The following is a 19,253-nucleotide window of genomic DNA, read 5'->3' as shown; positions in this document are numbered from 1 at the left end:
CCTTTCTATGGTGCGTTCTGGCCGCATACGTTTGGCGTTGGCTGCCTTTGGTTTGAGCCTGAGTCCTCTCTTTGCCCAAGCACAAGACGACGTGGTCAGTTACAAACTCACCACGGGCGTGTATGCCTTGACGGGTGTGGGCTCGCCCAGCCATGGCTTGGATGTGAATCTTCGGCGAGCCACAGACAAGGGTGATCTATGGGTGGCTTGGTATCGCTCTCCTGAGCAAGACGTGTCGCAACCGCGCGTTGGCTGGGACACCACCTATCAAGCTGCTGCGTGGCGCGTGATGCCTTCTGTGCAAGCCGCGTCCAGTGGTTTTTGGGGCGGCAGTCTGTCGCTTGAAACGGGTGAGACTTGGTTTGCTGGTGTCGGTTTAGGCCGCACGAATCTGCGTCCTTATACCAACCTCAACTTCGACCCCAATGACGCTTGGATGGCTTCGGCGGGCTACCGTTGGTCCTCGATTCAGTCGTTGTCATTTCAGGTGGTTCGCGACAACCGTGAAAACCCAGATCAACAACATGTGCATGCGCTTTACCGAACAGGATTGTCCAACGGGCAGCGTTTGACGTTGGATGTGCTGTTCAAGAGTGGCTTGGTCAACGATCAGTTCACACGCCGCACAGGCCTGAGTGTGACTTACGACTGGCCGCAGTTCTTCACCCGCGTGGCTTACGACCCCATCATCAACTTCACGCCACAAACCATGTGGCGCGTGTCAGTCGGCACTCGGTTTTAAGCGCTGGCCTTGTGCGTCGACCACGGCTTCGCCGTCTTCTTTGTTGAAGGCCGCGCGTTGGGCTTGGGGCAAGATGTCGAGCACCGCTTCTGATGGACGACACAAGCGTGTCCCCAACGGGGTCACCACGATGGGACGGTTGATCAAAATGGGGTGTGCCAGCATTTGGTCAATCAGTGCCTCATCGCTCAAGCTGGCGTTGTCCAAATCCAGCTCGCCATAGAGCGCTTCTTTGCGGCGCATCATGTCGCGCACAGGCAGTCCCATCGCTGCGATCAGCGCTTTCAATTCTTCTCGCGTGGGGGGCGTTTCAAGGTAGAGAATGACCTTGGGTTCTTCACCGCTGTTCCGGATCAATGCGAGCGTGTTGCGAGATGTGCCGCACTTGGGGTGGTGATAAATCGTGATAGATGACATGGGTTCTTTTTAAAGAAAAAAATAAATAGATGTGGGTGTGACTCACGCGCGTTCGTACCACTGTTTGCTGCGGTTGACCACTTGCACCACCAGCAGCATCACAGGGACTTCAATTAACACACCGGCCACAGTCGCTAAGGCCGCCCCTGATTCAAAGCCAAACAAGCTGATGGCCGCAGCCACAGCCAATTCAAAGAAATTGGAGGCCCCGATCAAGGCTGAAGGGCCTGCGACGTTGTGTGACTCACCCAATCCACGATTCAGCAAATAAGCCAAACCAGAGTTGAACAACACTTGGATCAAGATGGGCACGGCCAGCAAGGCAATGACCAATGGTTGCTTCAAGATGGCTTGACCTTGAAAGGCAAACAGCAACACCAAGGTCGCCAACAAGGCGGTAATGGACCAGGGCCCAATCATGGCCATGGTCTTTTCAAACTGTGCTTCGCCACGGGCCAATAAAGCTTTGCGCCAGAGTTGTGCCAAGACCACGGGGATGATGATGTAGAGGCCCACTGAGGTCAGCAAGGTGTCCCAAGGTACGGTGATTGCAGACAAGCCCAGCAAAAATGCAACCAGTGGCGCAAAGGCGACCACCATGATGGCGTCATTCAACGCGACTTGCGAGAGGGTGAACAGGGGATGACCGTTGGTGAGTCGGCTCCACACAAACACCATGGCGGTGCAAGGCGCTGCTGCCAGCAAGATCAGGCCTGCGATATAGCTGTCAAGTTGATCTGCGGGTAACCAAGGTGCAAAAAGATAGCGAATGAAAAACCAACCCAGCACCGCCATTGAAAAGGGTTTGACCAGCCAGTTGACAAACAACGTCACGCCAATGCCCTTGATGTGCTGGCGTACTTCATGCAATGCCTTGAAGTCGACTTTGACCAACATCGGAATGATCATGACCCAAATCAGCACGCCCACGGGTAAGTTGACTTGGGCCACCTCCCATTGGCCAATGGCTTGAAATACCTCAGGCATCCATTGTCCCAATGCGATGCCCACGACGATGCACAAAGCCACCCAAGCGGTGAGGTAGCGTTCAAAAAAATTCATACGTTGTCCTCGCTGAGTTGATGCGCTGTGTGTTGGAGCATGGTTTTTTGCAATTTGTCTGCTGGCAGGTCCACCAATATTTGAAGTCGACGGCGAATCATGTGCAGGGTCTGCTTGAACGCTTCTAAGCGATCCGCATCCGTACCTGCCACCGTTGACGGATCGGCATAGCCCCAATGCGCTGTGGCAGGTTGACCAGGCCAGTATGGGCAGACCTCGCCTGCGGCGTTGTCGCAAACAGTGATGACCAAGTCCATGTGCGGGGCGTCTGGTTTGGCAAACTCATCCCAACTTTTGCTGCGCAAACCCTCGGTGGCAATGCCAGCCGACTGCAGCACCTCTAAGCCCAGTGGGTTGGGTTGCTGGTTTTCACGCGGACTGCTGCCCGCTGAAAAGGCTTGGAAATGTGTGCCACTGGCGCCGTGGCCCATGTGATTGAGCAAGGCTTCAGCCAAGATGCTGCGTGCGGAGTTGTGCGTGCACAAAAAGAGAACGTTTAAGGAGTTCATGTTGCGAGTTGGATGGGGTGGAAGGGGCGTTGGTTTAAACGTCTGGCAGCTTCAACAGCAGCCACTTTTGGGCGAGCAACATGCACCCGCTTTGATGTTTGGTTTTTCAGATGGGGGTGTTGCAGACGCTGCGATCGTTGATGCAATCGCATTTGCAGCGTCTGTTGCAGGCGCACAGCACAGGTCCATGGCCAAACATGCGGTGTGCTTGAGACCGGTGGTCAGCGTCAAGGTTTGGCCATCGCTGCTGCCAGAGATCACGGGGTATTGCGACAGCACGCCCGCTTCGTGTTCGATTTCTACGGGTAAATCTAAGGACGGCAAGACATCGCCTGCGATGCGCAAAACATGGGCTAGCTTGATTGTTTCAAGGCGGTGTTGCAGGTCTACAAATACCCAAGTTTGCAGCAGACAGCTCTCGGTCGAGCGCCGTGTACCGCCGCAGTCCATGAAGTTTTTGATCACATGGCCTACTTCAGTGATGTGAAAGTGAGGCGCTACCGCCTCTCCGTTGGGCAACACAATGCGCAGGCTTTGATGCGGGTGCGCTTCAAGCAAACTCAAAAATTGTTCGACGTTCATGGCGTTTCCTTTCAAAAATTAACAACAGGCTTTGGCCGTCTCAGGCACCACCGCACAAGATTGACCTTGGCAGCAGTCTTGGGTGAGGTAGGTGAGCAGTTCGTTCATGCGCGTGAATGCTGCGCGATAAATCAGGTTGCGACCACTGGACTCCACGCTGACAAGACCTGCATGGTTCAGGGCTTTCAGGTGAAATGACAAACCGCTAGGCGCTATGTCAAGTTGCATTGCCAAGGCGCTGGGCGTGAGGCCTTCTGTGCCTGCCATCACCAAGGCGCGAAACGCGCGCAAGCGTTGCACTTGAGCCAACGCACCGAGTGCTTCGACAGCTTGAGTTTCAGAGAGTTGTTTGTCCATACTTCAATAATACTTGAATTATTGAAATAAACGGCTCAAGCTACCTGTTTTAAATCACACATTTGTCACGATTTCGTCACAATCAATCGCTAAAGTAACGTTAGTTTTAACCAACGCAAGGAATCATATGAGCTCCAAACGAACTTTCATCAAATCTGTGGCTGCAGCTGCTATGGCGACATTGGCGATGGGCTCCGCCTTCGCGGCAGACATCACGGGTGCGGGGGCGACCTTCCCATTTCCTATGTACGCCAAGTGGGCTGAAGGCTACAAGGCGGCAACAGGCAATGGTTTGAATTACCAATCCATCGGCTCGTCGGGTGGTATTCGCCAAATCAAAGCCAAGACCGTGACTTTCGGTGCAACCGACGCGCCTATGTCCGGTGAAGACTTGGACAAAGAAGGTTTGGTGCAATTCCCCGCCATCATTGGCGGCACTGTGCCTGTCGCCAATTTGGAAGGCTTTAAGCCCGGGGAGTTGCGTTTGAGCGGCCCCGTATTGGCAGATATGTTCTTGGGCAAGATTGCCAACTGGAACGACCCCAAAATCGCCGCGTTGAATCCCGGTAAGAAGCTGCCCGATCAAACCATCACCGTGGTGCATCGCGCCGATGGTTCAGGCACGACCTTTAACTTCACGGATTACTTGAACGTGGTTAGCAAAGATTGGGCCGAAAAAGTGGGCAAGGGCGCAGCGGTCAAGTGGCCCGCTCCTACATCGGTTGGCGGTAAGGGCAACGAAGGCGTCGCTGCTAACGTGAACCGCGTCAAAGGTGCCTTGGGTTACGTGGAATATGCGTACGTTAAAAAGAACAACATGACCTTTTTGCAGTTGCAAAACGCCGATGGCAAATACGTCAGCCCCGATGACTTGACGTTTGCCGCCGCCGCCGCAGGTGCTGATTGGTTCAGCGTGCCTGGTATGGGTGTGTCCATGGTCAACGCCAAAGGCGCTACCAGCTGGCCCATCAGCACAGCCTCGTTCATCTTGATGTACAAGCAACCCGCTGACAAAGCGGCCGCTGCTGAAGCCATCAAGTTTTTTGATTGGGCCTTTTTAAACGGTAAAAAAATGGCCCAAGATTTGGATTACGTGCCATTACCAGACGTATTGACAACACAAATTCGTGCCAAGGTCTGGACACAAATCCAAAAGTAAATTTGGGTTCTCCGCGATTTCCGTCGATCGCTGGGCGCAGCGTCGACGGATTTCGATTTTTAAGAAAAGCAGAAAGTTGCCATGAGCCTAGAGTCTGTCATGCATTCCAACCATGCGTCGCAAGCGTCGCCCAATCCACTGGTCAATCAGGACATGGTGGCGATTGCGAAAAAACAGCGCTTACAAGATTTTTTCTTTCACCGCGTCACGCAGGCGTTCTCGTTGCTGGTGTTGGTGGCACTGCTGGGCATCATCGTGTCATTGTTTGTGAATGCTTGGCCCACGTTCCAGACCTTTGGGTTTAACTTTCTGTGGCATGTCGAGTGGGACATCATCAACCAAGATTTTGGCGCTGCCATTGCCATTGTGGGCACGCTCGCCAGTGCAAGCATTGCCTTGCTGTTGGCCGTTCCCTTGGCCTTTGGCGTGGCCGTCTTTTTGACAGAAACCTGTCCTGTTTGGTTGCGTCGTCCTTTGGGCACCGCGATTGAGTTGCTGGCGGCCGTACCTTCCATCATTTACGGCATGTTCGGTCTGTTTGTGTTCGCACCGTTGTTTGCAGATTACGTGCAGCTGCCTTTGCAAAAAGTCTTGGGCGGCATGCCTTTGGTGGGCTTTTTGTTTGGGGGCGCGACCAACGGCATGGGTATCTTGGCGGCCGGCATTGTGTTGGCCTTCATGGTGCTGCCGTTTGTTGCTGCTGTGATGCGCGACGTGTTTCAAATCACGCCACCCATCTTGCGTGAATCAGCCTACGGCTTGGGTTGCACAACGTGGGAAGTGGTGCGCAAAGTGGTGTTGCCGTATACCCAAAAGGGCGTCATTGGCGGCATCATGCTCGGGCTGGGCCGCGCTTTGGGCGAGACCATGGCCGTGACCTTTGTGATTGGTAATGCCAACCGCATGCCCACCTCATTGTTTTCTCCTGGCACCTCCATTGCCTCTGTCTTGGCCAATGAGTTTGGCGAAGCCGAAGCACTGCATTTCTCCACCTTGTTCGCGCTGGGCTTCTTGTTGTTTGTCATCACGTTTGTGGTGCTGGCCATGGCCAAAGTCATGATCATGCGCGCTGAAAAAGCCAAAGGTAATTAAAAAAGGTTTCCCATGGACATGAATAAACAGCTTTATATGAAGCGGCGCATGGTCAGCATGCTCGGCTTGGTGTTTTCCATGACCGCGATGTTGGTCGGTCTCGCCGCCTTACTTTGGATTTTGTATGTCTTGTTCTCCAATGGCTTGTCAGCCTTGGATGGCCATTTGTTCACCAGCGACACCCCAGCGCCTGGTACCGAAGGCGGTGGTTTGCGTAATGCCATTGTGGGTAGCTTGATGATTGTGGGTTTGACCGTGTTGGTTGCCACGCCCGTGGGCATCTTGGCTGGCGTTTACCTCACGGAGTTTGGTGACCAAAGCAAAACAGCCGAGCTGACCCGCTTCGTCACAGACATCATGTTGTCTGCGCCGTCCATTGTGTTGGGACTGTTTGTCTATTCCATCGCGGTCGCCACCGTGGGTAACTTTTCGGGCTTTGCGGGTAGCTTGGCTTTGTCACTGATCGCGGTGCCTGTGATCATGCGGACCACAGAAAACATGCTGCGCTTGGTGCCTGGCAGTTTGCGTGAAGCAGCTTTTGCGCTGGGTGCACCGCGCTGGAAAGTCTCCACGTTCATCACTTTGCGTGCAGCAAAAAGCGGTGTGATGACGGGGTTGTTGCTGGCCGTTGCCCGCATCAGTGGCGAGACCGCCCCCTTGCTGTTCACCGCCTTGAATAACCAATTCTTCAGCACCAACATGGGCGCTCCCATGGCCAATTTGCCAGTTGTGATTTTTCAGTTTGCGATGAGTCCCTACGAGAACTGGGTGCGTTTGGCTTGGGCGGGTGCACTCTTGATCACTTTGACGGTGTTGGCACTCAACATCTTGGCCCGCGTGTTCTTCCGCGAAAAAGCAAACGCCTAATTTCATTTGGATTACAAAATGACGGATACCAAACCCGCTATCAAAAACGCACTTGAAGTGCGTGACCTCAATTTTTTCTACGGCAAATTTCAAGGTTTACGCAATGTCACCATGAACATTGCAGAGCGCAAAGTCACAGCATTCATTGGCCCATCGGGCTGTGGCAAGTCGACCTTGCTGCGTACGTTGAACCGCATGTACAGCCTGTATCCAGGTCAGCGCGCGGAAGGTGAGATCAATTTCTATGGTCAAAACATTTTGGATCCCAAGCAAGACTTGAACCTCTTGCGCGCCCGCATCGGCATGGTGTTTCAAAAGCCTACACCGTTCCCGATGACGATTTACGACAACATCGCCTTTGGTGTGCGTTTGTACGAAACCCTCAGCAAGAGTGAGATGGATGAGCGTGTGGAATGGGCGCTGACGAAGGCGGCTCTGTGGAGCGAAGTCAAAGACAAGCTGGGTCAAAACGGACTCTCGCTGTCAGGCGGTCAACAGCAGCGTTTGTGCATCGCGCGCAGCGTGGCGGTGAAACCATCGGTGTTGTTGTTGGATGAACCGACTTCTGCGCTTGATCCGATTTCGACAGGCAAGGTGGAAGAGTTGGTGCATGAGTTGAAGGCCGACTACACCATCGCCATCGTGACGCACAACATGCAACAAGCTGCGCGTTGCAGCGACTACACAGCTTATATGTATTTGGGCGAATTGGTGGAGTTTGGTGAGACCGAACAAATCTTCTTCAAACCCAACAAGACCGCGACTGAAGACTACATCACCGGCCGTTTTGGCTAAAACGAAAGCGAACCATGTCTGATAAACATTTGTCCTCACAGTTTGATGCTGACCTCAACAATATTTCTTCCCATGTGATGGCATTGGGTGGTTTGGTGGAGTCGCAAATTCGCCAAGCCGTCTACGCTTTGTCTCAGTTCAGCCTTGAGGTCGCAGACGATGTGCTGGTGACTGAAAACAAAGTGAACAGCGCGGAAGTCGAAATTGACCGCGAGATCGCGTCCATCATCGGCCGCCGCCAGCCCACAGCGCGCGACTTGCGTTTGTTGATGGCGATGTCTAAAACCACGGCCAACTTAGAGCGTGTGGGCGATGAGGCCGCCAAGATTGCGCGCATGGTCAAGTCCATTGTGGAAAGCAACGCGCCCCGTTCGCTGCCCTCGTCTGATTTGCGTGTGTCAGCCGAGATGGCGTCTGGCTTGTTGCGCAAAGCGCTGGACTCGTTCGCGCGTTTGGACATTCCTATGGCTGTGAGCATCTTGCGCGAAGACAACGACATCGACCAAGAGTTCGATGGCTTTGTGCGCAAGCTCATCACCTACATGATGGAAGACCCACGCACCATTTCGGCGAGCTTGGATTTGTTGTTCATCGCTAAGGCGATTGAACGCATTGGCGATCACGCGAAAAACATTGCTGAGTTTGTCATCTACATCGTCAAAGGTGAAGATGTGCGCCATACCCCATTGGCCGATGTTGAATCGTCCATGGGTTAATTGAGAAATTTTGTAAATGAAGATTGCACGCGTTTTAGTGGTCGAAGATGAGCCGGCGATTGCCGAGTTGATTGGGGTTAATTTGCGTCACCACGGCATGCTCGCCGTGTTGGCCGGTGACGGCGAGGCGGCACAGGCGCACTTAGATGAGGTGTTGCCTGATGTCATTTTGTTGGATTGGATGCTGCCGGGGCAATCGGGCATTCAACTCGCTCGCCGTTGGCGTGCCGATGCGCGCACCAAGACCATCCCAATTTTGATGCTCACCGCCCGCGGTGATGAGCCCGACAAGATTGCAGGCTTGGATGCAGGCGCCGATGACTACATCACCAAACCTTTTTCGACGCAAGAGCTTTTGGCCCGCATCCGCGCGGTTTTGCGTCGCCGCGCACCTGAACAAGCCAGCGATGTGGTGCGTGTGGGTGGTTTGCAATTGGATGGTGCCACGCACCGCGTCAGCTTCAATGACCAAGCGATCAAACTGGGGCCCACCGAATTCAAGTTGCTCAACTATTTGATGCATCACGCCGAGCGCGTTCACAGCCGTAGTCAACTTCTTGACCGCGTTTGGGGCGACCACGTGTTCATCGAAGAACGCACGGTTGACGTGCACGTCAAACGCTTGCGTGAAGCCTTGGGTGAGGCTGGGGTGTTGGTTGAAACTGTGCGCGGCGTGGGGTACCGATTGACGGCACCTCACACCCCTAAAGGTTAAGGCGCTGCTCGTGCTTTGGCGAACATTCAGTTGGTTGGTGGTGCTCTTGGTGGGCGCTGCTTCAGGCGCATTTTGGGGCTTTTACCAAGGCGGAAAAACCGTCGGAATATGGTTGCTCATTGGGGCGTTGTTGGGTGGCGTGCTCTGGTGGGTGATTGACACGTCGCGTGGCTTGCGGGTCGTTGCATGGCTGCGTTCGGGGGACCTTCATCAAGCGCCACAACTTGTGGGCTTGTGGGGCGATGTTGTGGATCGTGCGCGCAGCTTATTGCGTCAGCAAGAGCGTGTGATCGCTTCCAGCGATCAACGCTTGAAAGATTTTTTATCCGCCATCCAAGCATCGCCTAACGGGGTGGTATTGCTGGATGCCCAAAGTCAAATTGAGTGGTGCAACCAAACCGCTGCCCAGCAATTGGGCATTGATGTCGAACGTGACCAAATGCAACGCATTGGTAACTTGATGCGAGATCCCATCTTCACGGCCTACATGGCCGACAGCGATCCAGATGAATCGGTGGTGATTGAAGGGCGTGGTCACCGCATGGATCGTCCTGTGCGCTTGTCTTTGCAGCGTCACCGTTATGGCGAAGGTAAGCAAATGCTGATCACACGCGATGTGACTTTGCTAGAGCAAGCCGAAGCGATGCGTCGTGATTTTGTGGCGAATGTGTCGCACGAAATCCGCACGCCTTTGACGGTGTTGTCTGGCTTTGTCGAAACGCTGCAAACCTTGAGTTTGCCGCCCGATGATCAACAGCGTTATTTGGCGTTGATGTCCACACAAGCACACCGCATGCAAACCTTGGTGGAAGATTTGTTGACCTTGTCGCGCTTGGAGGGCAGTCCTAACCCTAGCGTGCATTCGCAATTGCCTTTGGATCAATTGATGAAGGCTTGCGAACAGGAAGCACTTGGGCTATCGGCGACGATGGCCAATGGTGTGGGCGTACAAACCATTGAATTCTCGGTGGATCCCAGTTTGTCAGAGGCCGTGTTGCTGGGCGAGCCGCGTGAGTTGCAAAGTGCCTTGTCGAACTTGGTCAGCAATGCCGTGCGTTACACCCCTGTAGACGGCACGATTCAAGTCAATGCCTGCCTGAAACCCGATGGCCATTTGCAACTGTCGGTCAAAGACTCAGGCGCAGGCATTGCGGCTGAGCATTTACCTCGTTTGACGGAGCGGTTTTACCGTGTGGATCGCAGTCGCTCGCGGGAGTCGGGCGGCACGGGCTTGGGGCTCGCGATTGTGAAACATGTCATGCAACGCCATGGGGGGAGTTTGGTGGTCACCAGCGTGCTGGGGCAAGGTTCTACCTTCACCTTGGTTTTGCCTGGCACGCGTTGGCGGCTAAGCCCTGCGCGTTAAATTGTCAATGGCGTGAGGTTCGGTCGCGCTGACGGTAGGCCACGCGCCATAAAACGGCCAGCAACAGGGCCGCTGTGAAGCACAAGGCCAAGCTGCTGGTTTGCCAAAATGCCAATGGCGACTGAGGCGTCAGCCATGACACAGCTGCTCGGTCGTCAGGCCAAGCATAGGCGACGACATAACCGCCAGCCAAACCCACACCCCAAAGCAGTACGGTGTAAGTCACCAGCGGTAGCAAAGTGACGCCGTAGCAACGAAGTGCAAAGACACAAAACACTTGAATGGCATCTGCGAAGTGATACAGCACCAGCCATGCCAGCAAGGTGGCGGCTAGTGTGGCCACTGCGGGTGATTGCGTGTAAACGGACGCCAAAGCCGTTCGTTGTGTCCACAGCAACAGCGACAAACTCAGGCACATCAACAACACCAAGCTAAAGCCCGTTCGCAACGCCCGACGTGCTTTGGGGACTTGGTCGGCGCCCAGCCAGTAGCTGATGCGTGCACTGCTGGCAATCGACAGCGCCAGTGGCACCATGTAGAGCACCGCTGCCATGTTGGCCACGATTTGGTGGCTGGCCGATGCCACCACGCCTAGACGGGCAATGAACAACGACATCAAGGTGAATGAGGTGACTTCAACCCCAATGGCCAAGCCACTGGGCAGGCCCAAGCGCAGAAAACGCAGCAACACGGCGCCGTTGGGCGCTTCCATGGGGGCCCAAATCTGGAAGGGTTTGTAAAAATCTTGCGTGCGAAGCAGCCATAGGGCCAAGGCCAGCATCAGGCAGTTGACAGCCAATGTGGCCCATGCGCAGCCAACCAAACCCATAGGCGCGAGCCAGCCGGGAATGCCCAGCACCAACAAGATGGACAGCGGTACTTTGACCGCCAACGCGCCCACCTGAACCCACGTCACCAATTTGGGCTTGCCGAGGCTTTGGTTGAGCGTGCTGTAAAGGCGAAATAGCAGGGAGGCGGGGACACCAAAGGCGACGATGGTGAGGTAGTCTTGCACCTGTGCTTGCAGTTCAAGTGGTACCTGTGTCCAACGTAACAAGGGTCCTGGAAGCAGTAGCGCTCCCATGCCAATCAAAATTGTGATCGCGCACAGGTACAAGGCTTGGCGCAAGGAGCGCCCCACGTCGGCCTGACGTCCAGCGCCGTGCAGCTCGGCCCAGACCGGCAGCAATGCCTGCAGCAAACCCATCAGTGAAATGTGGATGGTGATGTAGGTGGCCGAGGCCACGGACAGTGCGGCCAAAGCGGTGTCGGCAAAATGTCCTGCGACCAAGGTGTCGGTGATGCCAAACGCCATGACGGCGAGTTGACCCACCAACACCGTACCGGCGTGGCGCAAGATGGTGGCGAGTTCAGTACTCACGGCAGGTGACTTTGCAGATCAAGGCTGACGGCGGTGGTACAGCGTGACGTCTTCGTCGTTGTCTGATGGACGTCGGATGGTGCGCACGCGCTGCCACTCGTTCAAGCGAACGACGTGCGCAAGCCCGGGCCGTAAGTCGTTGTCGACCAACAGCCATTCGCAATCGGCGCGTTGTGGCGTCTCGACGTCATCGAGGGGCTGTATGTCAAACCCGCCGTGGTAGTGGAAGGCGGTCATTTGGCCCACGTCCAAACCGTAGCTCATCAAGCAAGCGGGCTTCATGGGTGTTTCTTTGGCCATGACACTTCGGATTTGCTGCACCCAAGGCGCGTAGCTACGCGCGAAATCGAGCAAAGGCAGCCAGAGGGTGAGCAGCAAGAGCCAACACAGGGCTGCGCCGCCTGCGGGCAACACCAAGCTCTTCCAGAGTGCATGCCGATGCTTGCCCACACGCCACACGACCAACCAGGCCCAAGCTGTTGTGGCTAACACCGCCACGCTGAAGGCGATCCAGCCAAAGCTGGGCTCAAAGCCTGGTGCGAGTCGTGCCACGTTCGCAGCCGGTTGTGCGGGCCAGCCGGTTTGCATGGCGATCCACACGACCCAAATGATGAAGGCGCAGCCCGAGAAGAAGAGCAGGGTGAACCAGTCGATGAAGGCCGCCATGCTGCGACGCAGGGTGGGCAGGGCAAATGCAGCCAAGGTGGCCAGCGCGGGCAGGGCCAGCAGCAAGGTGCGGTCCGCAGACAAGGTCAGCATGGCGGTGCTCACGGTCAGGGCGGCGAACCACATGGGCAGTACCAAGTGGCGGCTCCAATGCAGTGAGGTCCATTGACGGCGCCACCGCCAAAGTGTCCAAAGGGCCAAAGGCCAAGCAGGCCAAGTGAACCATGCCAGCAAGCGCAACAGACTGCGCCATTCGGCCCAGTCGTTGTGCAGAGGCATCAAGCGCCAATGCCAAACGTCAAGTGCGGTGGCCAAAGCTGCAACCACGACCCCCATGAGCAATAACCACAACGCATGTTGACGGCCGATTTGAGGCGTGGTGCTTTGACGGTCTAACAAGCACAACAGACCGCTGCCCACCGCCATCAAGACCGCAAAGCTAGGGGCACCACTCAGACACAAACCGAGTAAGCCTATGCTCAGAGCACTCAGGCTGTAGCGCGGGTGATAGGGCAGGGCCGCCACGCCATAAAACGCACAACCCACAAAAGCCAGTTGCGCCAAGATGGGAGAGGCTTCGTGAGAAAGCAATGACAGCCCAAGGCAAGCCATCAATGCCAAGACCGCGCCATCGGCGATGGTGCGCGCATAGTCTTTGGGCTTGGCTTCGCCTCCAAAAGCAAAAGCCACGGGCTGCGCCTGTGGGCTGAGGCCCAAATAATAGGCGCCGTGCCATGTGCTCGCCAGCGTCACGCCTAACAGCAGTGCAAAGGGCATGCGCGAGGCCAAGCCGGCAGACATCCAGCCGGGAGCGATTTGAATGGCCCAAGCGCCCAGCCAATAAGGCAGCAAGGCGTCTAAGTCGGGCGCTTGTCCCCACACCGTGGGGTTGAGCCAGCTGCTTGCGCCTTCAGAGAGGGCCAACATTTGCGCAAATGCTGTGAATTCGTTGCCTTTCCAAGGTTCACGACCAAGTAACCCTGGCAAAACATAGGCGGCACAAAACAGCCATAGCGCCAAACGCGGTAGGCGGCGAACGGCACTTTGGGCAACGATGGCGGGGGTGGGGTCAGTCACAGGCTTGGATGGCTTGAACGCAAAAACAAAAGAAGGGGCTTTAAATGCAAAAAGGCAGCGCCGATAGTCGGGCTGCCTTTTGATAAGTGAGCGCTTGGCTTACTTGGCGACGGTCTTGCCGTACTTGTTGCGGAAGCGCTCGACGCGGCCGCCCATGTTGTCGACAGACTTTTGAGTACCTGTGTAGAAAGGATGTGATTCGCTGGTGGTATCCAGCTTGTACAACGGCAGTTCGCGGCCGTCTTCCATCTTGATCATTTCTTTGGTGTTTGCGCACGAACGTGTCACAAACTTGAACCCGTTGGACATATCCATGAAACAGATTTCACGGTAGTTGGGGTGAATGCCTTCTTTCATCGTCTTCTTCCTTAGCAGCTGCGGTAGCCACGTCGACCTATTTCGGCGCACTTTCCGCAAAACGTGTTATTGTGCCACAACCTTAAGCTGTTCTCATGACCAGCCCAGCAGGCTGAACGCAAAAGGCAGGCTGATTAAGCCCAAAAGTGTGGACAGTGTGACCAAACCCGCGACATACCCCCCGTCGTAGCCCATGCGTGCGGCCAACACATAGCAGGTAGATGCGGTGGGGAGGGCTGAAAACGCCATCAAAACGGTGGTTTGTACGCGATCGAGTTCAAACCATTTGGCTAAACCAAAAGCCACCACAGGTGCTAAAAAGTGTCGAACGCCAAGCAGCGCGACACTGAGTGTTTTGGCTTGAGACAGTTTGCCAAATTGCATGCCAGCCCCCGCCGACATGAGCCCTAAGGCCAATGAAGCCCCGCCAATCCGCTGCACGCTAGGAATTGCCCAGTCGGGCAATTGAAATCCGAGAATATTGGCGATCAAGCCCGACAAGGTCGCAATGATCAACGGATTGCGTACCAACTCGCCGAGAAAGCCTTTTTGCGCATGCTTGGCCATGGGCCAAACGGCTGCCACATTGAACAAAGGCACACAGACGCCGATCAAGACGGCAATCAACAATAGGCCTTGCGGGCCTGCTACGCGATCCGCCAACGCCAGCGCAATGAATGAATTGAAGCGAAAGCCGACTTGTGCACTGCCCGCGTGCAATCGGGCGGAGATATGGCGCCCAATCCATGGCAGATGAGGCAGTGCGTATGAAATACCAATGTTCCAAAACCCTAGCACCAGCCCAGCCATGATCAGATGCGAGGCGGCTTGCATGTCTAGAGGCGAACGCACGATAGAGTGGAACAGCAGAACAGGAAACAGGAAAAAATAAACCAAGCGCTCGACGGGCTCCCACACGCTGCGATCGAGCGCCGTGTAGCGGCATAGGAAATAGCCACACAGGATGAGCGAAAAATCGGGGAAAAGTAACTCTAGGTAATTCACCCAGCAGAGAATAACCGCTGTTCAATTCTTGCCCGTCGTTCTTGCGTATAGGATGCGACTTGAACATGTCATTTTAGATTTCTCATTTTCAAAAAAGGAGTTCGCATATGCAACATCGTCATTGGGTCGCTCTGTCTTTCGCCGCCTGCGCAGGCGCTGCATTTGCGCAGGCTTACCCCACGAAAACGATTCAGTTGCAAGTGCCTTTTGCCCCCGGCGGCACCACCGACATCGTGGCGCGTGTCATCGCAGAGCCTTTGGGCAAGGCCTTGGGCCAAACCGTGGTGGTGGTCAACAAAGCAGGCGGCGGTGGCGTGGTGGGGGCCAACGAAACGGCCAAGGCCATTCCGGATGGTTACTCCTTGGGCATGGCCACGGTGTCGACCACGGCAGCGAACCCCGCGATCAACGCCAAAATTCCTTACAACCCGTTGACCGACTTCACCCCCATCATCAACGTAGCGGCAACCCCCAACATCATTGCCGTGCATCCCACGTTCCCCGCCACGGACTACAAAGGCTTTATCGCGGAGGTCAAACGCTCGCCTGGTAAATATTCGTACTCTTCGTCTGGAACGGGCGGCATTGGCCATTTGCAAATGGAGTTGTACAAAAACTTGAGCCACACCTTTGTGACCCATATTCCTTACCGTGGCGCAGGCCCCGCATTGAATGACACCGTGGCAGGCCAAGTCCCCATGATTTTTGACAACTTGCCTTCGGCTTTGCCTTTCATCAAAGACAACCGTTTGGTACCTATCGTGGTGGCTGCGCCTCAGCGTTTGGCTGTGTTGCCCAATGTGCCCACGTTCAAAGAGGTGGGCTTGGAGCCGGTGAACCGCATGGCTTATTACGGCATTTACGGCCCCAAGGGCATGCCTAAAGAGATCGTCGACAAAATCAATGCGGGCGTGCGCAAAGCATTGGAAGATCCTGCTGTGCGCAAACGCATTGAAGACACGGGCTCTTTGATCGTGGCCAACACGCCGGAGCAATTTGCAGCCCAAATCAAAGCTGAATTTGAGGTCTACAAACGCGTGGTGACTGAGCAAAAGCTGACTTTGGATTGAGCGCTCTTTGGCAGTTGTTGAGACGGCGCAGGCGCAAGCGCCTGATGCCAACATCGATACCTTTGTCGATGCACTTTGGCTAGAAAACGGTTTGGCGACCAACACCTTGGCCGCCTACCGTCGTGATTTGAATTTGCTGTCGGCGTGGCTTCACACCCAAAATACCTCGCTCTTGGCTGCCCGAGAGTTGGATTTGCAGCAGTACTTTGCTGAGCGTCATGCCGAAACCAAAGCCACCAGTGCCAACCGTCGCTTGACGGTGTTCAAGCGGTTCTATCGCTGGGCTTTGCGGGAGCGTTTGCTGGTCGCAGACCCGACGCTGAAACTCTTGACCGCCAAACAGCCCATGCGCTCGCCCAAAACCATGACCGAGTTGCAGGTTGAGCGGCTCTTGACTGCGCCCGATGCGACCAGCCCTTTGGGCCAGCGTGACCGTGCCATGCTGGAACTGCTCTATGCCAGCGGCCTGCGTGTGAGCGAGTTGGTGGGGCTCAAAACTTTGCATGTCAGCTTGAACGATGGTGTGTTGCGCATCATGGGCAAGGGCAGCAAAGAGCGATTGGTGCCGTTTGGTGAAGTGGCGCGGGACGGGTTGCAGCGGTACTTGGCGCAAGGACGCCCCGCTTTGCTGGCCGGTCATCAAACCGACGCTTTGTTTGTCACTTCGCGCGGGGCCCATGCCGGTGAGGCCATGACCCGCGCTATGTTTTGGCAGCTGATCAAGCGCTATGCGCTCAAAGCCGGTATTCAGCAGTCCATTTCTCCGCACACCTTGCGCCACGCCTTTGCGACGCATTTGCTCAACCATGGCGCCGATTTGCGGGCTGTGCAAATGCTGTTGGGGCATGCCGATATTTCCACCACTACGATTTATACGCACATTGCGCGTGAGCGTCTGAAGTCCTTGCACGCGTCACACCACCCACGTGGATGAGCGGTGGACCGTTTCAGCATGGTTTGTGTGTGTGTGGTGGGTTTAACCCAGTAAGTACGCCAGTTCGAGGTCGGTAAAGCCTGCTTTTTTGCGGGCTAACGTGTTGAAGGGTGGTTTGAGCTTGGGTGCGTCGTAGCGCTGAACCAAGTTGCCATACAGCGTCACGGGGTCGAGATCGCGTTGCTCGCACAACCAGTGGTACCAGTGGTTGCCAATGGCGACATGGCCCACTTCGTCGCGCAAGATGATGTCCAAAATCTCCACAGCCCGAATGGCGGCAGGGCTGGCTGCTTTGCGCAGTTTGTCTTGAATGAGGGGCGTGGCATCCAGCCCACGCGCTTCAAGCGTGCGCGGCACCAGCGCCATGCGTGCGAGCACATCGTCTGCTGTTTTTTCGCACATTTGCCACAGACCGTCATGCGCGTCGAAGTCGCCGTATTGGTAGCCCAAGCTTTGCAGATGCGTGTGTAGCAATTCAAAGTGCTGTGATTCTTCAAACGCGACCCTTAGCCAGTCGATGTAATAGGGCTCGGGCATGTCGTTGAAACGCCAAACGGCGTCGAGCGCCAAGTTGATGGCATTGAATTCAATGTGACACACCGCATGTAACAAGGCCGCCAAGCCTTCGGGGGTAAACGGTTTTCGGGTCGGGACCTGTTGTGCAGGAATCAGCCGAGGCCGTTCAGGGCGACCAGGCAAGGTGTCTGTGGCGCGGGTCTCGGGCCGTGTGTGAACAGATAGCGTCCATGTGCTGTGCTGTTGCCACAGTGCTTGCACCGCTTGTACTTTGTCGTGTGGGTTGCAAATGCAAAGGGCGGTGAGGGCGTGGGAACGATGCTGCATACCTACAATTGTAAAAATTTCAAAACCACACAGGAGACTTTCATGGCCGTTTACCAACTCGATGTGCACACCCCTCAAATTGCTGAGTCTGCTTGGGTGGCCGACAGCGCCCAAGTGATGGGCGAAGTGGAGATGGCGGCTGACAGCAGCGTGTGGTTTTGCAGCGTCTTGCGCGGCGACTCGGCCAAGATCACCATTGGTGAAGGCACCAATGTCCAAGATGGCAGCGTGTTGCATGCCGATGTGGGCATGCCCTTGACGCTGGGCAAACACGTGACCGTGGGGCACATGGTGCAGTTGCACGGGTGTACCGTGGGTGATGAATCCCTCATTGGCATTGGCGCCATCGTGCTGAATGGGGCGAAAATTGGTAAAAACTGTTTGGTGGGTGCGGGCTCTTTGGTGACCGAGGGCAAAGAATTCCCCGATGGCTCCATGATTTTGGGCAGCCCTGCCAAGGTGGTGCGCCAACTCACCCCCGAACAAATTGAAGGTCTGCGCCGCAGCGCGCAGCACTATGTTGAAAACGCTCACCGCTTTAAAGCGGGTTTGAAGAAGATTGCTTGATGTCTGAATTGCATAAATTTCTGTTTGATGGTTTGCCCGTGCGCGGCATGTTGGTGCAGCTGACCGACGTGTGGCAAGAGGTGTTGAAGCGCCGTGAGGCGAATGGGGAGACGGGCGCTTACCCCGAACCTGTGCGTCATCTGCTGGGTGAGATGACGGCTGCGGCCGTGCTGATGCAGTCCAACATCAAGTTCAACGGCGCCTTGGTCATGCAGATTTTTGGCGATGGACCACTCAAGTTGGCCGTGGTCGAGGTGCAACCTAACTTGAGCCTGCGTGCAACCGCCAAGGTGGTGGGCACTTTGGGTGAGGCGAGCACTTTGCCTGAGATGGTCAACGTGAACAACGAAGGTCGTTGCGCCATCACGCTGGACCCGCAAACCAAAATGCCGGGCCAGCAGCCTTACCAAGGCGTGGTGCCTTTGTTTGACGACCAACGCAACAAGCTGAGCAAGTTCAGCGACGTGCTGCAGCACTACATGCTGCAAAGCGAGCAACTCGACACCACCTTGGTGCTGGCCGCCAACGACACCACCGCGGCTGGTTTGCTGATTCAGCGCTTGCCCATCAAAGGGGAAGGCAATTTGGCGGCCAAGGCCAGCATGGAAGACGAAGACGAAATCGGTCGCAACGAAGACTACAACCGCATCGCCATCTTGGCCGGCACCTTGACGCCCGAAGAGTTGCTGACCTTGGATGCCGACACCATCTTGCGTCGCCTGTTTTGGGAAGAGACCTTGGTGCGCTTCGAACCCTTGACGCCAAGTTTTGCCTGCTCTTGCAGCCGTGAACGCGTGAGCAACATGATTCGCAGCTTGGGCGCCGATGAGGCGGAAAGCATCTTGGCTGAGCGGGGCGAGATTGAAGTGGGCTGCGATTTCTGTGGCCAGCAATACCGTTACGACCCGGTCGACGCGGCACACATCTTTGCACCCCCCGTGCAGCAACCGCCTGCGCCGACGTCGCTGCAATAA

At 55.5% G+C, this 19,253-nt stretch carries 22 protein-coding genes; 12 read left to right on the top strand and 10 right to left on the bottom strand.

Translation table 11 applies throughout. The annotated features are described in order from the left end of the window. The first annotated feature begins 7 nt into the window (after positions 1 to 7). A complete protein-coding gene (locus tag RMS95_RS13990; protein WP_310646809.1) occupies positions 8 to 742 on the top strand; it encodes a hypothetical protein in 735 nt (244 codons plus the stop codon). On the opposite strand, the gene arsC is transcribed toward RMS95_RS13990, so the two are convergent. The 5 genes from arsC to RMS95_RS13965 are packed head-to-tail and all read right to left on the bottom strand — an operon-like array spanning position 722 to position 3,669. Beyond that, a complete protein-coding gene (gene arsC, locus RMS95_RS13985; RefSeq protein ID WP_310646808.1) occupies positions 722 to 1,159 on the bottom strand; it encodes an arsenate reductase (glutaredoxin) in 438 nt (145 codons plus the stop codon). The genes RMS95_RS13990 and arsC overlap by 21 nt on opposite strands. A 42-nt stretch (positions 1,160 to 1,201) precedes the next feature. Then, positions 1,202 to 2,221, bottom strand: coding sequence for an ACR3 family arsenite efflux transporter (gene arsB / locus RMS95_RS13980; RefSeq protein WP_310646807.1), 1,020 nt, complete (start codon positions 2,219 to 2,221; stop codon positions 1,202 to 1,204). Further along, positions 2,218 to 2,730 carry an arsenate reductase ArsC gene (locus RMS95_RS13975; RefSeq protein WP_310646806.1) on the bottom strand — a complete coding sequence of 171 codons (513 nt, stop codon included), beginning with the start codon at positions 2,728 to 2,730 and terminating at the stop codon, positions 2,218 to 2,220. Before RMS95_RS13975 ends, arsB begins: the two co-directional genes overlap by 4 nt. 51 nt (positions 2,731 to 2,781) lie before the next feature. Then, on the bottom strand, positions 2,782 to 3,312 hold the full coding sequence (locus RMS95_RS13970) for a DUF6428 family protein (RefSeq protein ID WP_310646805.1): 531 nt from the start codon (positions 3,310 to 3,312) through the stop codon (positions 2,782 to 2,784). An 18-nt stretch (positions 3,313 to 3,330) separates the two neighbouring features. Further along, a complete protein-coding gene (locus RMS95_RS13965; protein ID WP_310646804.1) occupies positions 3,331 to 3,669 on the bottom strand; it encodes a helix-turn-helix domain-containing protein in 339 nt (112 codons plus the stop codon). A 127-nt stretch (positions 3,670 to 3,796) separates the two neighbouring features. Between RMS95_RS13965 and pstS the strand changes: the two genes are divergently transcribed. The 7 genes from pstS to phoR all read left to right on the top strand — a co-directional run bounded on the left by pstS (position 3,797) and on the right by phoR (position 10,379). Next, positions 3,797 to 4,828, top strand: coding sequence for a phosphate ABC transporter substrate-binding protein PstS (gene pstS / locus RMS95_RS13960; protein WP_310646803.1), 1,032 nt, complete (start codon positions 3,797 to 3,799; stop codon positions 4,826 to 4,828). A gap of 99 nt (positions 4,829 to 4,927) precedes the next feature. Further along, positions 4,928 to 5,920: a phosphate ABC transporter permease subunit PstC gene (pstC, locus tag RMS95_RS13955; protein ID WP_310646848.1), complete on the top strand. Its 993-nt coding sequence runs from the start codon at positions 4,928 to 4,930 to the stop codon at positions 5,918 to 5,920. A gap of 12 nt (positions 5,921 to 5,932) precedes the next feature. Further along, entirely contained in the window at positions 5,933 to 6,787 is an 855-nt protein-coding gene (gene pstA, locus RMS95_RS13950) for a phosphate ABC transporter permease PstA (protein WP_310646802.1), read from the top strand. Between the two features lie 18 nt (positions 6,788 to 6,805). After that, the gene (gene pstB, locus RMS95_RS13945) at positions 6,806 to 7,582 is read left to right on the top strand and encodes a phosphate ABC transporter ATP-binding protein PstB (RefSeq protein WP_310646801.1); all 777 of its coding nucleotides are present in this window, start codon (positions 6,806 to 6,808) and stop codon (positions 7,580 to 7,582) included. Positions 7,583 to 7,596: 14 nt separating this feature from the next. Then, complete coding sequence (gene phoU, locus RMS95_RS13940) at positions 7,597 to 8,298, top strand: phosphate signaling complex protein PhoU (RefSeq protein WP_310646800.1); 702 nt, start codon at positions 7,597 to 7,599, stop codon at positions 8,296 to 8,298. Positions 8,299 to 8,314: 16 nt separating this feature from the next. Continuing rightward, on the top strand, positions 8,315 to 9,013 hold the full coding sequence (gene phoB, locus RMS95_RS13935; protein WP_310646799.1) for a phosphate regulon transcriptional regulator PhoB: 699 nt from the start codon (positions 8,315 to 8,317) through the stop codon (positions 9,011 to 9,013). A 10-nt stretch (positions 9,014 to 9,023) separates the two neighbouring features. Further along, on the top strand, positions 9,024 to 10,379 hold the full coding sequence (phoR, locus tag RMS95_RS13930; protein WP_310646798.1) for a phosphate regulon sensor histidine kinase PhoR: 1,356 nt from the start codon (positions 9,024 to 9,026) through the stop codon (positions 10,377 to 10,379). Positions 10,380 to 10,383: 4 nt separating this feature from the next. Here the strand turns inward: phoR and RMS95_RS13925 are convergent, their stop codons facing one another. The 4 genes from RMS95_RS13925 to RMS95_RS13910 form a co-directional block, all read right to left on the bottom strand. Beyond that, on the bottom strand, positions 10,384 to 11,760 hold the full coding sequence (locus RMS95_RS13925; protein WP_310646797.1) for an MATE family efflux transporter: 1,377 nt from the start codon (positions 11,758 to 11,760) through the stop codon (positions 10,384 to 10,386). 18 nt (positions 11,761 to 11,778) lie between these two features. Continuing rightward, positions 11,779 to 13,503 (bottom strand): hypothetical protein, encoded by a 1,725-nt coding sequence (locus RMS95_RS13920; RefSeq protein ID WP_310646796.1) that lies wholly within the window; start codon positions 13,501 to 13,503, stop codon positions 11,779 to 11,781. 99 nt (positions 13,504 to 13,602) lie between these two features. Further along, positions 13,603 to 13,860, bottom strand: a complete 258-nt coding sequence (locus RMS95_RS13915) for a type B 50S ribosomal protein L31 (protein WP_310646795.1) — start codon at positions 13,858 to 13,860, stop codon at positions 13,603 to 13,605. A 93-nt stretch (positions 13,861 to 13,953) separates the two neighbouring features. Then, entirely contained in the window at positions 13,954 to 14,865 is a 912-nt protein-coding gene (locus tag RMS95_RS13910) for an AEC family transporter (protein WP_310646794.1), read from the bottom strand. 107 nt (positions 14,866 to 14,972) lie between these two features. On the opposite strand from RMS95_RS13910, the gene RMS95_RS13905 reads away from it, so the two are divergent. Further along, positions 14,973 to 15,935 (top strand): tripartite tricarboxylate transporter substrate binding protein BugE, encoded by a 963-nt coding sequence (locus tag RMS95_RS13905; protein WP_310646793.1) that lies wholly within the window; start codon positions 14,973 to 14,975, stop codon positions 15,933 to 15,935. A gap of 7 nt (positions 15,936 to 15,942) precedes the next feature. Beyond that, on the top strand, positions 15,943 to 16,869 hold the full coding sequence (gene xerD, locus RMS95_RS13900; RefSeq protein ID WP_310646792.1) for a site-specific tyrosine recombinase XerD: 927 nt from the start codon (positions 15,943 to 15,945) through the stop codon (positions 16,867 to 16,869). 42 nt (positions 16,870 to 16,911) lie between these two features. On the opposite strand, the gene RMS95_RS13895 is transcribed toward xerD, so the two are convergent. Continuing rightward, on the bottom strand, positions 16,912 to 17,712 hold the full coding sequence (locus RMS95_RS13895; RefSeq protein ID WP_310646791.1) for a ferritin-like domain-containing protein: 801 nt from the start codon (positions 17,710 to 17,712) through the stop codon (positions 16,912 to 16,914). Between the two features lie 42 nt (positions 17,713 to 17,754). On the opposite strand from RMS95_RS13895, the gene RMS95_RS13890 reads away from it, so the two are divergent. Together RMS95_RS13890 and RMS95_RS13885 are read left to right on the top strand one after the other, a co-directional pair. Beyond that, a complete protein-coding gene (locus RMS95_RS13890) occupies positions 17,755 to 18,279 on the top strand; it encodes a gamma carbonic anhydrase family protein (RefSeq protein ID WP_310646790.1) in 525 nt (174 codons plus the stop codon). Then, positions 18,279 to 19,253: an Hsp33 family molecular chaperone HslO gene (locus tag RMS95_RS13885; RefSeq protein ID WP_310646789.1), complete on the top strand. Its 975-nt coding sequence runs from the start codon at positions 18,279 to 18,281 to the stop codon at positions 19,251 to 19,253. Before RMS95_RS13890 ends, RMS95_RS13885 begins: the two co-directional genes overlap by 1 nt.

This window comes from Limnohabitans sp. (assembly GCF_031539175.1).
Taxonomy (GTDB): Bacteria; Pseudomonadota; Gammaproteobacteria; order Burkholderiales; family Burkholderiaceae_C; genus Limnohabitans.
This window is presented reverse-complemented; position numbering and strand designations above follow the sequence as displayed.

What these genes read in the sequence shown, in the direction of transcription:
- pstS (WP_310646803.1), top strand. Translation starts at nt 3,797, where the DNA reads ATGAGCTCCAAACGAACTTTCATCAAATCTGTGGCTGCAGCTGCTATG.
- pstA (WP_310646802.1), top strand. Translation starts at nt 5,933, where the DNA reads ATGGACATGAATAAACAGCTTTATATGAAGCGGCGCATGGTCAGCATG.
- pstB (WP_310646801.1), top strand. Translation starts at nt 6,806, where the DNA reads ATGACGGATACCAAACCCGCTATCAAAAACGCACTTGAAGTGCGTGAC.
- RMS95_RS13905 (WP_310646793.1), top strand. Translation starts at nt 14,973, where the DNA reads ATGCAACATCGTCATTGGGTCGCTCTGTCTTTCGCCGCCTGCGCAGGC.
- RMS95_RS13970 (WP_310646805.1), bottom strand. Translation starts at nt 3,312, where the DNA reads ATGAACGTCGAACAATTTTTGAGTTTGCTTGAAGCGCACCCGCATCAA.
- RMS95_RS13965 (WP_310646804.1), bottom strand. Translation starts at nt 3,669, where the DNA reads ATGGACAAACAACTCTCTGAAACTCAAGCTGTCGAAGCACTCGGTGCG.
- RMS95_RS13915 (WP_310646795.1), bottom strand. Translation starts at nt 13,860, where the DNA reads ATGAAAGAAGGCATTCACCCCAACTACCGTGAAATCTGTTTCATGGAT.
- RMS95_RS13890 (WP_310646790.1), top strand. Translation starts at nt 17,755, where the DNA reads ATGGCCGTTTACCAACTCGATGTGCACACCCCTCAAATTGCTGAGTCT.
- phoU (WP_310646800.1), top strand. Translation starts at nt 7,597, where the DNA reads ATGTCTGATAAACATTTGTCCTCACAGTTTGATGCTGACCTCAACAAT.
- arsC (WP_310646808.1), bottom strand. Translation starts at nt 1,159, where the DNA reads ATGTCATCTATCACGATTTATCACCACCCCAAGTGCGGCACATCTCGC.
- arsB (WP_310646807.1), bottom strand. Translation starts at nt 2,221, where the DNA reads ATGAATTTTTTTGAACGCTACCTCACCGCTTGGGTGGCTTTGTGCATC.
- pstC (WP_310646848.1), top strand. Translation starts at nt 4,928, where the DNA reads ATGCATTCCAACCATGCGTCGCAAGCGTCGCCCAATCCACTGGTCAAT.
- RMS95_RS13975 (WP_310646806.1), bottom strand. Translation starts at nt 2,730, where the DNA reads ATGAACTCCTTAAACGTTCTCTTTTTGTGCACGCACAACTCCGCACGC.
- RMS95_RS13885 (WP_310646789.1), top strand. Translation starts at nt 18,279, where the DNA reads ATGTCTGAATTGCATAAATTTCTGTTTGATGGTTTGCCCGTGCGCGGC.
- RMS95_RS13990 (WP_310646809.1), top strand. Translation starts at nt 8, where the DNA reads ATGGTGCGTTCTGGCCGCATACGTTTGGCGTTGGCTGCCTTTGGTTTG.
- RMS95_RS13895 (WP_310646791.1), bottom strand. Translation starts at nt 17,712, where the DNA reads ATGCAGCATCGTTCCCACGCCCTCACCGCCCTTTGCATTTGCAACCCA.
- phoB (WP_310646799.1), top strand. Translation starts at nt 8,315, where the DNA reads ATGAAGATTGCACGCGTTTTAGTGGTCGAAGATGAGCCGGCGATTGCC.